The organism is Pseudomonas sp. Z3-6, assembly GCF_051131985.1.
In the GTDB taxonomy this organism is placed as follows: Bacteria; Pseudomonadota; Gammaproteobacteria; order Pseudomonadales; family Pseudomonadaceae; genus Aquipseudomonas; species Aquipseudomonas zanjanensis.
Map to the genome: position 1 here is coordinate 4,779,760 of NZ_CP071644.1, position 12,501 is coordinate 4,792,260.

Here is a 12,501-nt window from a genome sequence, read left to right on the forward strand (position 1 = left end):
TTCTAAGGCGCAGACGGTACTCCCATCCGCGGGGCGTTTCAAGCTCATGCAGATAGCCGCTTGCCGTCTTTATTTGTCAAAGCACAGAGAGTTATAAGAACCGAGCGAAGCGTAACTCAATGGAAGGATCAAACCCGCTCAAACCCGCCCCGAAAGCACAGAAGGCGGCCTTATGGGCCGCCTTCGTGGTTTACAGGACGAAATTAAAAGTCGTCTTCGACCTGCCCATCCTTGACCTTGAACTCGCGGTTTTGCAGGTAGGCGTTGCGGATAAAGACATATTTGTCGCCACTCACCATTTTCTCGGCCGACAACAGGCTGGCGCGGGTGTCGACGATGTTCAGGCCCCAGATGGAGTTACGCACCGAAACGTTATCGATATAGCGATACGGGGCGGTGTAGTTATCCACCAGCTTGGCCGGCGCATCTCGCAGGGTGCTTGGCCCCATCAGCGGCAGCATGACATACGGACCACTGCCCACGCCCCAGTAGCCGAGGGTCTGGCCGAAATCTTCGTCGCTGCGCTGCAGGCCCATCTGGGTACCCACGTCAAAGAAGCCCAGCAGGCCGAAGGTGGTGTTGAAGATCAATCGGGCGGTGTCGACCCCGGCAGCGGCCGGCTTGGCCTGCAGCACGTTATTGGCCAAGTTGCCGACGTCACCGATGTTGCGGAACATATTGTGGATGCCGTCTTCGAGGAACTGCGGCGTCACGTATTGATAGCCCTGGGCCAGTGGCTTGAGCGCATAGGTATCGAGGGTGTCGTTGAAGGTGAAGATGGGCCGGTTGACGCTTTCCCAAGGATCTTCTTCCGTAGCGGCCTGGGCGGCGAACGGAACCAGCAGGACGCAGGCGGAAAGACACAGCTGAGCTAGACGATGGCTCCAGCGCATAGGGGAAAACTCCTTGGATTATTCAGGCAAGGGCGCCGAGCCCAGGCGGTAAGCTGGCTAGTATAAGACGGAACGCGAGGATAGGCAGCACCGAAAAAACATGCCGGCCGTAGGATGTTTTCGCTACTGGCGCCCTTCACTTCACTGTCACCGGACTGTCATCCACGCGCTTTAGGCTGCTGGTTATTTCAAGGACGTTCCCATGCCCCGCACCGAAGCCCTGCCCCTTCCTGCTCCCAGCCTCACCGCTGTACTGTTTGGCCTGAGCGGGTGCCTGGTGGATTTCGGCGCGCGCATTCGTCAGCCAGGGGCAGCGCCGGCGGATCACGCCCAGCCGACACCCGGCGCGTTGGAAAGCCTGCAAAGCTTGCAGCATCTGAACATCCCCTGCGCCTGGCTCGACGAATTGCCCCCCGCCACCAGTCATGGCCTCGCGGCCGCATTGCCTACGTCCATCAAAGCACCGCAACTTCCTGCAACAAATTATCCATGGCCGGCTCCGCACGCCTGCTGGCAAGCCCTGATGGCGTTGAATGTCCAGCAGTTGGACGGCTGCGTGCTGGTCAGCGGCGAACCCCGGTTGTTGCAGTCTGGGCTCAACGCAGGTTTGTGGACCATCGGACTGGCCTCCTGCGGCTCTTTGTGTGGCCTGGCGCCCGCCGAGTGGCAGGCATTGAGCCAACAGGCGCGGGAAGCCAAACGCGCCAAGGCCACCGTGCAGTTGTTCAGCCTGGGGGTGCATTCAGTGATCGATCACTTGGGCGAACTCGAGACTTGCCTGGCCGACATCTGTCTGCGTCGCATTAAAGGCGAGAAGCCCTGACCGGGATCATGCAGGGCGCGTGAGTGTGGATTACTCTTAAGGCAGGCCATGGACTTTTGACACATCGTCGCGGTCCATGGTGTGCCTATCAATAAAGGGAGTACGCCAATGCCTGCCCGCGAATTGCAAGAACAGCTCAATAAACTGCGCGAGCAATTGGACCACAATCCACCGCTGTCCGAAGCCGAGCGCGAAGACCTGCACGCGCTGATGCAACAGATCGAACTTGAGCTTGAGTTGGAAACCAAAACACAGGACACCAACCTCGCCGACAATGTGAACCTGGCCGTCGAACGCTTCGAGCTGGAGCACCCCACCTTGGCCGGGACCTTGCGCAACATCGTACAAACCTTGGGCAACATGGGGATCTGAACCCTTTAAATGCAAAAAGCCCTGCTATCGCTAGCAGGGCTTTTTAATGTCGGCGTTCTGAAACGCAATCCACTGTGGGAGCGGGCTTGCTCCGGGCGGCGATCCGACGAAGGCGGTGTGTCAGCCAAATGGATGTCGACTGATACACCGCCTTCGCGAGCAAGCCCGCTCCCACATTAGCTACTCATTGGCGGACCAGGCGATGGTTCGGCAGTTGAACGGCTTCAGTACTGCGATACGGGTTGATGTCCAGCCCACCACGGCGCACATACCGCGCATACACCGTCAGTTTCTCCGGCTTGAGCAACCGCTGCAGGTCAAGAAAGATTCGCTCCACGCATTGCTCATGGAAATCCGAATGCTGGCGGAAGCTGACGATGTAGGCCAGCAGGCTTGCCGGGTCCAGGGCCGCGCCGCGATATTGCACCGCCACGCTGCCCCAGTCTGGCTGGCTGGTCACCGGGCAGTTGGACTTGAGCAGGTGGCTATGCAGGCTTTCCTCGACGATGCGCGAAGCATCGCAACGCAGCAGTTCCGGGCGCGGATGCGCGTAGGAATCGACGCTGATGTCCAAGTCGTCAATGCACGCACCGGGCAGCGCCACGACGCCTTCGCTTTCCACATCCTTGAGACTGCGAATCCGTACACCCACTGGCTTGCCGGCAGCCGCCGAAAGGTCTTTGCGCAGCGTCGCTTCCAGGCTCGCGGTGTCGGCGAACGGGGTCTGGTTCAACGAATTGAGGTACAGCTTGAAGGATTTGGATTCGATGATATTCGGTGAATCCGCCGGGATCGCGAATTCGCCGATGGCCACCACCGGCTTGCCGGACGGCAGCAGCCACGACAGCTCGAAACAGTTCCAGAAATCCACGCCCTTGTACGGCAGGGTCTCGGCCGTCAGGCCCAGTTCCGCCCATTTCGCGGTGCGCGGGATCGGGAACAGCAGTGACGGCGTGTACGTGGCGATGTATTCGCTGGACTTGCCCAGCGGCGAATGTTCGGCTGCGGGATGCATGATGGAAACCTGACTGAAGAATCAGCGGATTCTATCAGCCTTTGCCGCCGCCTTTGAGTGCTTACTGACTGACTGTCAGGTCGCCCTTCATCCCGGCCTGGTAGTGGCCGGGAATATTGCAGGCGAATTCCAGGCGCGTGGCCTTGCTGAAGGTCCAAGTCAGCTCGCCGGTCTTGCCCGGCTCCACCAGCACGCTGTTGGGATCATCGTGGCGCATGCTCGCCTGGTCGTGGCCCATGGCGGCGTGATCCATCCCTGGCTTCATCGCGGTCGGCAACAACTGGCCGCTCTGCTGCATCTTGAGCATTTCCTGTTGATGGTCGGCGTGCATGGCCGCGTTGCCCAGGTTGAATTCGTGGAGCAACTGGCCTTTGTTGACCAGCACGAACCGAACGGTCTCGCCGGCCTTGATATCCAGTGCACCGGGATCGAACGTCATGTCACCCATCACCACCTCGATGCTGCGACTGGCCTTGGTCGCCGGTGCAGGCTGGCCGAAATCATAATGCCCCGGCGATGCCCACGACGGCGCACTGAGGGCCAGTGCGCAAGCGGCCAGGATCAAGCGTTTTCCCATCAACATGTCCATACTCCAATCAGGTTCGGCGTGTGGGAAACTCTATCGTTGCAGGCCTGCCAATCGGCTTACAGCTCGATTACAACTTTGTCAGGTTGCGCCACGAACCCACCCGCCACGGTATAACGCCCTCGTCCCAACCTGCCTCGAGCCGCCCATGAAATTGCTGATCGTCGAAGACCAAACCAAAACCGGCCAATACTTGCGCCAGGGCCTCGGCGAAGCCGGGTTCACCGCCGACCTGGTGGCCGACGGTATCACTGGCCAGCAACTGGCCTTGAGCGGTGAATACGCCTTGCTGATCCTCGACGTGATGTTGCCCGGCCGTGATGGCTGGCAGATCCTCCAAGCGGTCCGCGGGGCCGGCCTGGATACCCCGGTGCTGTTTCTCACCGCAAGGGATGCGGTGCAGGACCGGGTCCACGGCCTGGAGCTGGGCGCCGATGATTACCTGGTCAAGCCCTTTGCCTTTTCCGAGTTGCTGGCGCGGGTGCGCAGCCTGTTGCGTCGAGGCAATTCGACGCAACAGGAAACCAGCCTGCAACTGGCCGACTTGCGCCTGGACCTGATCCGCCGCCGCGTCGAACGCAGCGGCCGGCGCATCGACCTCACCGCCAAGGAGTTCGCGTTGCTGGAAATGCTTCTGCGCCGCCAGGGTGAAGTGCTGCCCAAATCGCTGATCGCCTCCCAGGTCTGGGACATGAATTTCGACAGCGACACCAACGTCATCGAAGTCGCCATCCGGCGCCTGCGCATCAAGATCGATGATGAGTTCCCCAATAAGCTCATCCACACCGTGCGCGGCATGGGCTATGTGCTTGAAGAGCGCAGCCTGTGAGGGGCCGGTGGTCGCTGAGCAGCCGCCTGGCGCTGCTGTTCGCCGCCTGCGCGGCGGTGGTGTCGTTGTTCGCCGGGGTCTTGTTCAGCCGGGGTAGCGAGGCGCACTTCATCGAGCTGGACCAGCAATTGCTCGAAGGCAAGCTGATCGGCCTGCGCCGGGCCCTGCAAGACCTTAACGCCGAGCAGACCCAGAGCCGCCTGGAAGATGAACTGAGCCGTCAGGCCGATCTGGCGCTGCGCATCAAGGGCAGCGATGGCGTGCGTTGGTACGACAGTTCGATCCGGATTCCAGCGCAATTGCCGGAGCGCCCCGGCCTGTCGACCCTCAGCGATGCCGACAACGATTATCGAGTGTTGAATGCGCCGCTGTACCCCGACCGAACCAATTCGCCGCAACTGACCTTGCTGCTGGATATCACTCATCACCAGCATTTCCTGCAGCGCATGCAACGGCTGATCTGGCTGACCGTCGGCCTCTCGGCCCTGGCCACCGCCCTGCTCGGTGCCTGGGCCGCCCGGCGCGCCTTGCGGCCGTTGCGACGCATGGGCGCCATTGCCGGCAATGTCTCGGCCCGCTCCCTCAACGCCCGGCTGCCAGAGGAACAAATGCCCGCCGAACTGGCGGAATTGGCCCACAGCATCAACGCCATGCTCGGACGCCTCGACGACGCGTTTCAACGGCTCTCCGCGTTCTCCGCCGACATCGCCCACGAATTGCGCACACCGCTGTCGAACCTGCTGACCCACACCCAAGTCACCCTCACCCGCGAGCGCTCCCTTGAGGATTACCGCGAGGCGTTGCACAGCAATCTCGAAGAACTGCAATGGATGGCGCAACTGGTCAACGACATGCTGTACCTGGCCAAGGCCGACCACGGCCTGCTGGCGCTCCATCGCGAACCGCTGCAATTGGCCGAGGAAGTGGACATGTTGCTGGATTTCTTCGCGCCCCTGGCCGAAGACGCCAACGTACGCCTGAGTCGCGACGGCGAGAGCCTGATCGAGGGTGATCGCAACATGCTACGTCGAGCCCTTTCCAACCTGCTGGACAACGCCCTGCGCTTCACCCCGGTTGACGGCGAAGTGCGGGTGAGGATGGTCGATGGGGCTCAAGGGGTGAGCGTAAGCGTGGAAAACAGTGGCGAGGGAGTTCCAGCGGATTTACTGCCGCGCCTGTTCGACCGATTCTACCGCGCCGACCCGGCCCGCCAGGAAGGCAGCAGCGAACACGCGGGGCTTGGACTGGCGATCACCCGCTCGATCATCCGCGCCCATGGCGGGCAGATCCGTTGTGAATCGGCCGATGGCTGGACGCGGTTTTTGATTGAACTGCCAAAGGGTAATTAAGGCCGACGCAAGTCCCTGTGGCGAGGGAGCTTGCTCCCGCTGGGCTGCGCAGCAGCCCCAAATGCTGCGCACGCATGCGCGGAACTTACGTTTTTTGGGAGCGCTTCGCGCTCCAGCGGGAGCAAGCTCCCTCGCCACAAGAGCAATCGTCACTTGCCAGTGGGCTTGCAGTGAGTCAGCAAATCCACTGTTGCAGGGGCCTCAGGAATACCGCAACGCCTGCGCCGGTTCGATCTTCGCCGCGCGCCACGCCGGGTACACGGTGGCGAGGAAGCTCAGGATGAACCCGGCCGAGCAGATCAGAACAACGTCCCCACGCTGCAGCTCCGACGGCAGGTTGCTGACGAAGTACACGTCGGAACTGAAGATGTGCTGGCCACTGACCCGTTCCAGCCAACCCACCAGCGCACTGACGTTCAACGCCGCGATCACGCCCAGCACGCCACCGATCAGCGTGCCGACGACGCCGATCACCGTGCCCTGGACCATGAAGATCGCCATGATCTGCCGCGGCGTGGCGCCAATGGTGCGCAGGATCGCGATGTCCGCGCCCTTGTCGTTCACCACCATGATCAGGGTCGCGATGATGTTGAACGCCGCCACCGCGACGATCATCAGCAACAGCAAGCCAATCATGGTTTTTTCCATTTTCATGGCGCTGAACAGGCTGCCCTGGGTGTGGGTCCAGTCGTCAGACTTGTAACTCGCACCAAGACCGGCGGCGATGTCACCCGAGACCTTCGGCGCCGCGTACAAGTCTTTCACCGCCAGGCGCACGCTTTGCACCTGGTTCGGCTGCCAATGCTGCATCTGCGCGGCATCGGCCAGGTGAATCAGCGCCATGGAGCCGTCCAGCTCCGCACCGACCTTGAACACACCCACGACATTCAAGCGCTGCATCCGCGGGGTAATACCGCCCGGCGCGGTGCTGACTTCCGGCACGATGAGGGTCAGTTTATCGCCCACGTTCAGGCGAAAACGCCGAGCCGTGATCTCACCGATCACGACGCCAAACTCGCCCGGCTTCAAGGCATCGAGACGCCCTTGGACGATATGCTGGGCAACGATGGACACCTTGCCTTCCTGGGCCGGGTCGATGCCGCTGATCTGGATCGGCTGCATCGAACCCTTATGGCTCAGCATCCCTTCCATCTCGGTAAACGGCACGGCCGCCGTGACTGCGGGATTTTTCAGCGCCGCGGCGGCCACCGGCTGCCAATCGTCGATCGGATTGACGCCGACGATAGTGGCGTGGGGCACCATGCCGAGGATGCGCGAGCTCATTTCGCGCTGGAAGCCGTTCATCACCGACAACACCACGATCATCGCCAGCACGCCCAGGGCGAGGCCGATCATCGAGGTCATGGAGATGAACGAAACAAAGCGATTGCGGCGCTTGGCGCGGGTATAGCGCGTGCCGATGAAAATTGATAACGGTCTGAACATTCGCTGGGCACCGTATGCAAATAAAAGACCCGGCACTTGCAGCAAGTGCCGGGTTTCGGTCGGTCAGATGGGGGTCAGGCAACCTTCCTGCAAATGCAGGACGCGGTCCATCTGGCGGGCCAGGTTCATGTCGTGGGTCACCACCAGGAACGCCGTGCGCATCGAGGTGCTGAGTTCCAGCATCAAGTCCTGGATGCCTTGGGCGGTGTGGGAGTCGAGGTTGCCGGTCGGCTCGTCGAGCATCACCAAGCCAGGTTTGTTGACCAGGGCCCGGGCAATCGCCACGCGCTGGCGCTCGCCACCGGACAGTTCGGCTGGCTTGTGCTCCAGGCGATGCCCCAACCCTACCCGCTCCAGCAACGCCGTGGCACGCTGACGAGCCTCGGGAATCGCCGTGCGGCCGATCAACAGCGGCATGCAGACGTTTTCCAGCGCGGTGAACTCGGGCAGCAGGTGGTGGAACTGGTAGACAAAGCCCAGGGAACGGTTGCGCAGCAGGCCACGGGCCTTCTCGTTCAATGCCGACAGTTCCTCGCCGGCCAGCCAGACGCTGCCAGCGGTCGGCGTATCCAGCCCGCCCAGCAGGTTGAGCAAGGTACTTTTGCCCGACCCGGAAGTGCCGACAATCGCCACGCGCTCGCCCGGATGCAACTCCAGTTGCAGGCCCGACAACACCACCACCGACTCTGGGCCTTCCTCGTAGGATTTGCCCAGGTTGCGGCAGCTCAAGATTGCTTTTTCACTCATGCCCGACTCACTCATAACGTAACGCCTCCGCAGGCTGGGTGCGCGCGGCACGCCAGGCAGGATACAGGGTGGCGAGGAAACTCAAGACCAACGCGGCGCCGCAGACCATCAACACGTCATCGGACTGCAACTGCGATGGCAGGTAGTCGATGAAGTACACGTCGGCGTTGAGGAACTTGTGCCCGATCAGCCCTTCGAGGCCGGCGATCGCAGCGCTGACATTCAGCGCGGCGAACATGCCGACCAACGCGCCGACGAACGTGCCGATGACGCCGATGACGGTGCCCTGGACCATGAAGATCCGCATGATCTGCCCCGGCGTGGCACCGAGGGTACGCAGGATGGCGATGTCGCCCTTCTTGTCGTTCACCACCATCACCAGCGTGGAGATGATGTTGAACGCCGCCACGGCGACGATCAGCAACAGCAGCAGGCCGATCATGGCTTTCTCCATGCGGATCGCCTGGTACAGGTTGCCGTGGGTGCGGGTCCAGTCCCGGGCGTAGTAGCGGTCTTCGCCAAGCTGCTGGGCGATGGTCCAGGCCACTCGAGGGGCCTGGAACAGGTCATCGAACTTCAAGCGCAGGCCCTGCACCTGATCCGGCTTCCAGCGATGCAGGCGGGCGAGATCCTGGAGATTGGTCACGCCGAGGTAGCCGTCCAACTCGCCAGCGCCCACATGGAAAATGCCGACCACGGTAAAGCGCTTCATGCGCGGGAACATGCCGCCCGGCGTCACGGTGACTTCCGGCGCCACGAACGTCAGCTTGTCGCCGATGGCCACGCCGAGCTTCGCCGCGGCCTTGTCGCCGATGACGATGCCGAAGCTGCCCGGCGCCAGGTCGTCGAGTTTGCCCTGCTTCATGAAGTTGTCGATGATCGACACCTGCCGTTCCAGCCCGGGATCGATGCCGTTGAGCAAGACCTTGGACACCTTGCCGTCGTTGGTCAGCAGCCCCTGCATCTGGGTGAAGGGCGCCACGGCCAGCACCTGCGGGTTCTGCTTGACCTTGGCGGCCAGGCTTGGCCAATCGCTGATGGCTTCGCCGGTTTCGAGGGTCGCGTGGGGCACCATGCCCAGCACGCGGGTGCGCATCTCATGGTCGAAGCCGTTCATCACCGACAGTACGACAATCATCACGACCACGCCGAGGGCGAGACCGATGATGGAGGTCAGGGAAATGAACGATACGAAATGATTGCGACGCTTTGCACGGGTATAACGCGTGCCGATAAATACGAAGAGAGGTCTGAACATGTCGGGGCTTGTTCGGAGGGAAAAGGAACGTCCTTGTGGCGGGGGTCACAAACCAGCTTTACACTCAGACCACCGCCGCTACCATGGGTTCGCCATGTCGACATTAGATGAAGAAGATCGCCGCGAATACTACCGTATCGAGGACACGATCGCACTGGAAATTCGGCCCCTGTCCATTCCTGAAGCTGCTGGCCAGGAAGTGTTGCAGGATGCTTCTCCATTGTTCAATCTGCTCAGCGAACTGCACCTGAGCGAATTCGAGTCGCAACACCTGCTGCGCCAGATCAGCGAGCGCGAACGCAGCATCGCGGCGTACCTCAAGGCGATGAACAAACGCATCGACCTGCTCAGCCAGGTCATTGCCCTGACGGTGCTCGGCGAAATTGGCGATCCGCAGCCGGTGATCATTTCCGAAGGCGGCATCGACTTCCAATACCCCACCCCCATCGCCGTCGGCGCGCACCTGTCGATCAAGCTGGTGCTGATGCCCCAGGCCCTCGGCTTGCTGCTGCGGGCGCGGGTCACGCACTGCGACCCCAAGGGCGACGGCTACGACGTGGGCACCGAGTTCGAACGCCCGACCGACGCCCAGCGCCAGTTGCTGGCCCGCTACATCCTGCAGAAACAGGCGCAAGAACGGCGCCTGGCCCGGGAACTGAACGAATCAGGCATCAATAAGGAAGAACCGTGACCCTCATTTATGGCCACCGCGGCGCCAAGGGCGAAGCGCCGGAAAACACCCTGACCGGTTTTCAGGAGTGCCTCAAGCACGGCGTACGCCGTTGCGAGCTGGACCTGCATCTTTCAATGGACGGCGAGTTGATGGTGATCCACGACCCGACCCTCAAGCGCACCACCGACCGGCGCGGCAAGGTGGTGGAGCATTCCGCCGCCGAGCTGGTGACCTACGATGCGCGCAAGGGTGGCCCGGGATGGATCAAGCCGTGCCCGATCCCGCGCTTGGAGGAGCTGTTCGAGCAGTGTGATTTCGAGCATTGGCAACTGGAGGTCAAGAGCGCTTCACGCACCCGCGCCGCCGCCACCGTGCTGGGCATCCGCGAAATGGCCCAGCGTTTCGGGCTGCTGGACAAGATCACCATCACTTCCAGTTCCCGGGAAGTGCTCAAGGCGGCCTTGGACCTGACCCCGGACATTTCCCGTGGACTGGTGGCCGAATACGCCTGGCTCGACCCGTTGAAGGTCGCCCAGAGCTACGGCTGCGAGATTCTGGCGCTGAACTGGACCCTGTGCACGCCGGAACGCCTGGCCAAGGCGCAGCGCCAGGGGCTGCATGTGTCGGTGTGGACCGTCAACGAGCCCGCGCTCATGCGCAGGCTCGCCGACTTTGGCGCTGACAGCCTGATTACAGACTTTCCCGGTTTGGCCACTGCCACCCTCGAGAATTGCTGAAATCGGTCTCCCCGGCCGGCTCAGGCCACCGGCCGGAGCCGCTCAAAAAAGCCGGTTGAGCCCGTCGTAGGCGGCTACCCGATAGGCTTCGGCCATGGTCGGGTAGTTGAACGTGGTGTTGACGAAGTACTTCAGCGTGTTCAGTTCGCCCGGCTGGTTCATGATCGCCTGGCCGATGTGCACGATCTCCGATGCCTGGTAGCCGAAGCAGTGCACGCCGAGCACTTCCAGGGTCTCGCGGTGGAACAGGATCTTCAGCATGCCTTGCGGCTCGCCGGCGATCTGCGCACGCGCCATGCTCTTGAAGAACGCCTTGCCCACCTCGTACGGCACCTTGGCCTGGGTCAGCTCCTGCTCGTTCTTGCCGATCGAGCTGATCTCCGGAATGGTGTAGATGCCGGTCGGCACGTCGTTGACGAAGCGCCAGCTGCCATTGTCGACAATACTGCCGGCGGCCGAACGACCCTGGTCGTGAGCGGCACTGGCCAGGCTCGGCCAGCCGATCACGTCACCGGCACCGTAGATGTTCGGCACGCAGGTGCGGTAGTTCTCGTCGACTTCGATCTGGCCACGGCTGTTGACCTTCACGCCGATGTTTTCCAGGCCCAGGGTGTCGGTGTTGCCGGTACGGCCGTTACACCAGAGCAAGGCGTCGGCCTTGATCTTCTTGCCAGACTTGAGATGCAGGATGACGCCATTGTCGACGCCTTCGACGCGGTCGTAGTCTTCGTTGTGGCGCACGGTGATGTTGTTGTTGCTGAAGTGATAGCTCAGGGCCTGGGAAATTTCCGAGTCCAGGAAGCTGAGCAACTGGCCGCGGTTGTCCACCAACTCCACCAGCACACCCAGGCCGCTGAAGATCGAGGCATATTCGCAACCGATCACGCCGGCACCGTAGACGATGAGCTTACGCGGGGTGTGACCCAGGCTCAGGATGGTGTCGCTATCGTAGATCCGCGCATGGTTGAAATCGATGTCGGCGGGGCGATACGGGCGCGAACCGGTGGCGATGATGATGTGCTTGGCCACCAGCTTCTCGACCACGCCGTTGCCACAGACCACCTCGACCGTCTGCTCATCGGCAAAGCTGCCGGTGCCGAAGAACACGTCTACGCGGTTGCGGGCGTAGTAGCCGGTACGCGAGGCCACTTGCTTGGAGATAACCTTCTCGGCGCTCTTGAGCACGTCCGGGAAGGAGAACCAGCGCGGCTCGCCGATGGCCCGGAACATCGGGTTGGTGTTGAACTGCATGATCTGCCGGACCGAGTGACGCAAGGCCTTGGACGGGATGGTACCCAAGTGGGTGCAGTTGCCGCCGACCTGCCGACGGCTGTCGACCATCGCCACCTTGCGCCCTGCCTTGGCCGCGTTCATTGCCGCGCCTTCCCCCGCCGGGCCGGAGCCCAGTACCACCACGTCGTAGTTGTAGACAGCCATGCGTACTCCTCAGAACAGGCCGCAGTGCCTCACTTGGCACCGACGGCTAAATCATGCCGGCCTGCGGCATGAAGGAACAATTTGGGGCCGGTTCACGAGCCCGGCCACAGTCTATAGAAGCGTCAACGCCGCGCACATTACCCCTTGGTCGCGCCGTAGGCTAGTTTTGCCTGCGCTATTTCGCCACAGGTAACCTTTCAGGGCGCTGTCATTGCATGACGCTCATCTCAAGCTCGCTTGAATCATTGTGGCGAGGGAGCTTGCTCCCGCTGGGGTGCGTAGCGCCCCCCCTTTTGTGAGCGCTTCGCACTCAAGCGGGAGCAAGCTCCCTCGCCA

The 12,501-nt window shown here is 61.9% G+C and carries 13 protein-coding genes; 6 read left to right on the forward strand and 7 right to left on the reverse strand.

Features of this window, described 5'->3' with window-relative positions:
- Window positions 1–203 precede the first annotated feature (203 nt).
- Complete coding sequence (locus J3P88_RS20650) at window positions 204–893, reverse strand: MlaA family lipoprotein (RefSeq protein ID WP_186705211.1); 690 nt, start codon at window positions 891–893, stop codon at window positions 204–206.
- A gap of 202 nt (window positions 894–1,095) precedes the next feature.
- Between J3P88_RS20650 and J3P88_RS20655 the strand changes: the two genes are divergently transcribed.
- Window positions 1,096–1,716, forward strand: coding sequence for an HAD family phosphatase (locus tag J3P88_RS20655; protein WP_186705212.1), 621 nt, complete (start codon window positions 1,096–1,098; stop codon window positions 1,714–1,716).
- A gap of 108 nt (window positions 1,717–1,824) precedes the next feature.
- Entirely contained in the window at window positions 1,825–2,088 is a 264-nt protein-coding gene (locus J3P88_RS20660) for a DUF4404 family protein (protein ID WP_186728232.1), read from the forward strand.
- 184 nt (window positions 2,089–2,272) lie between these two features.
- On the opposite strand, the gene queF is transcribed toward J3P88_RS20660, so the two are convergent.
- Complete coding sequence (queF, locus tag J3P88_RS20665) at window positions 2,273–3,103, reverse strand: NADPH-dependent 7-cyano-7-deazaguanine reductase QueF (RefSeq protein WP_434571342.1); 831 nt, start codon at window positions 3,101–3,103, stop codon at window positions 2,273–2,275.
- 61 nt (window positions 3,104–3,164) lie between these two features.
- Entirely contained in the window at window positions 3,165–3,686 is a 522-nt protein-coding gene (gene copI, locus J3P88_RS20670) for a copper-resistant cuproprotein CopI (RefSeq protein ID WP_186705215.1), read from the reverse strand.
- Window positions 3,687–3,837: 151 nt separating this feature from the next.
- Between copI and J3P88_RS20675 the strand changes: the two genes are divergently transcribed.
- Entirely contained in the window at window positions 3,838–4,518 is a 681-nt protein-coding gene (locus J3P88_RS20675) for a heavy metal response regulator transcription factor (RefSeq protein WP_434571345.1), read from the forward strand.
- Window positions 4,515–5,867, forward strand: a complete 1,353-nt coding sequence (locus J3P88_RS20680; protein ID WP_434571347.1) for a heavy metal sensor histidine kinase — start codon at window positions 4,515–4,517, stop codon at window positions 5,865–5,867. The genes J3P88_RS20675 and J3P88_RS20680 overlap by 4 nt, the downstream gene beginning before the upstream one ends.
- Before the next feature lie 201 nt (window positions 5,868–6,068).
- Here J3P88_RS20680 and J3P88_RS20685 read toward each other — a convergent pair whose 3' ends face one another.
- The 3 genes from J3P88_RS20685 to J3P88_RS20695 form a co-directional block, all read right to left on the reverse strand.
- Complete coding sequence (locus J3P88_RS20685) at window positions 6,069–7,313, reverse strand: lipoprotein-releasing ABC transporter permease subunit (RefSeq protein WP_186705218.1); 1,245 nt, start codon at window positions 7,311–7,313, stop codon at window positions 6,069–6,071.
- Between the two features lie 63 nt (window positions 7,314–7,376).
- On the reverse strand, window positions 7,377–8,060 hold the full coding sequence (gene lolD, locus J3P88_RS20690) for a lipoprotein-releasing ABC transporter ATP-binding protein LolD (RefSeq protein ID WP_162843734.1): 684 nt from the start codon (window positions 8,058–8,060) through the stop codon (window positions 7,377–7,379).
- 7 nt (window positions 8,061–8,067) lie between these two features.
- Window positions 8,068–9,318 (reverse strand): lipoprotein-releasing ABC transporter permease subunit, encoded by a 1,251-nt coding sequence (locus tag J3P88_RS20695; protein ID WP_207961301.1) that lies wholly within the window; start codon window positions 9,316–9,318, stop codon window positions 8,068–8,070.
- A gap of 94 nt (window positions 9,319–9,412) precedes the next feature.
- On the opposite strand from J3P88_RS20695, the gene J3P88_RS20700 reads away from it, so the two are divergent.
- Complete coding sequence (locus J3P88_RS20700; RefSeq protein WP_186705220.1) at window positions 9,413–10,009, forward strand: PilZ domain-containing protein; 597 nt, start codon at window positions 9,413–9,415, stop codon at window positions 10,007–10,009.
- Complete coding sequence (locus tag J3P88_RS20705; protein ID WP_053120741.1) at window positions 10,006–10,728, forward strand: glycerophosphodiester phosphodiesterase; 723 nt, start codon at window positions 10,006–10,008, stop codon at window positions 10,726–10,728. The genes J3P88_RS20700 and J3P88_RS20705 overlap by 4 nt, the downstream gene beginning before the upstream one ends.
- A gap of 42 nt (window positions 10,729–10,770) precedes the next feature.
- On the opposite strand, the gene sthA is transcribed toward J3P88_RS20705, so the two are convergent.
- A complete protein-coding gene (sthA, locus tag J3P88_RS20710) occupies window positions 10,771–12,165 on the reverse strand; it encodes a Si-specific NAD(P)(+) transhydrogenase (RefSeq protein WP_003183399.1) in 1,395 nt (464 codons plus the stop codon).
- Between the last annotated feature and the right edge of the window lie 336 nt (window positions 12,166–12,501).

Excerpts from the sequence above, each read along its gene's own strand:
- J3P88_RS20695 (WP_207961301.1), bottom strand. The coding sequence starts at position 9,318 with ATGTTCAGACCTCTCTTCGTATTTATCGGCACGCGTTATACCCGTGCA.
- J3P88_RS20660 (WP_186728232.1), top strand. The coding sequence starts at position 1,825 with ATGCCTGCCCGCGAATTGCAAGAACAGCTCAATAAACTGCGCGAGCAA.
- J3P88_RS20655 (WP_186705212.1), top strand. The coding sequence starts at position 1,096 with ATGCCCCGCACCGAAGCCCTGCCCCTTCCTGCTCCCAGCCTCACCGCT.
- lolD (WP_162843734.1), bottom strand. The coding sequence starts at position 8,060 with ATGAGTGAAAAAGCAATCTTGAGCTGCCGCAACCTGGGCAAATCCTAC.
- queF (WP_434571342.1), bottom strand. The coding sequence starts at position 3,103 with ATGCATCCCGCAGCCGAACATTCGCCGCTGGGCAAGTCCAGCGAATAC.
- J3P88_RS20650 (WP_186705211.1), bottom strand. The coding sequence starts at position 893 with ATGCGCTGGAGCCATCGTCTAGCTCAGCTGTGTCTTTCCGCCTGCGTC.
- J3P88_RS20700 (WP_186705220.1), top strand. The coding sequence starts at position 9,413 with ATGTCGACATTAGATGAAGAAGATCGCCGCGAATACTACCGTATCGAG.
- J3P88_RS20675 (WP_434571345.1), top strand. The coding sequence starts at position 3,838 with ATGAAATTGCTGATCGTCGAAGACCAAACCAAAACCGGCCAATACTTG.
- copI (WP_186705215.1), bottom strand. The coding sequence starts at position 3,686 with ATGTTGATGGGAAAACGCTTGATCCTGGCCGCTTGCGCACTGGCCCTC.
- sthA (WP_003183399.1), bottom strand. The coding sequence starts at position 12,165 with ATGGCTGTCTACAACTACGACGTGGTGGTACTGGGCTCCGGCCCGGCG.
- J3P88_RS20685 (WP_186705218.1), bottom strand. The coding sequence starts at position 7,313 with ATGTTCAGACCGTTATCAATTTTCATCGGCACGCGCTATACCCGCGCC.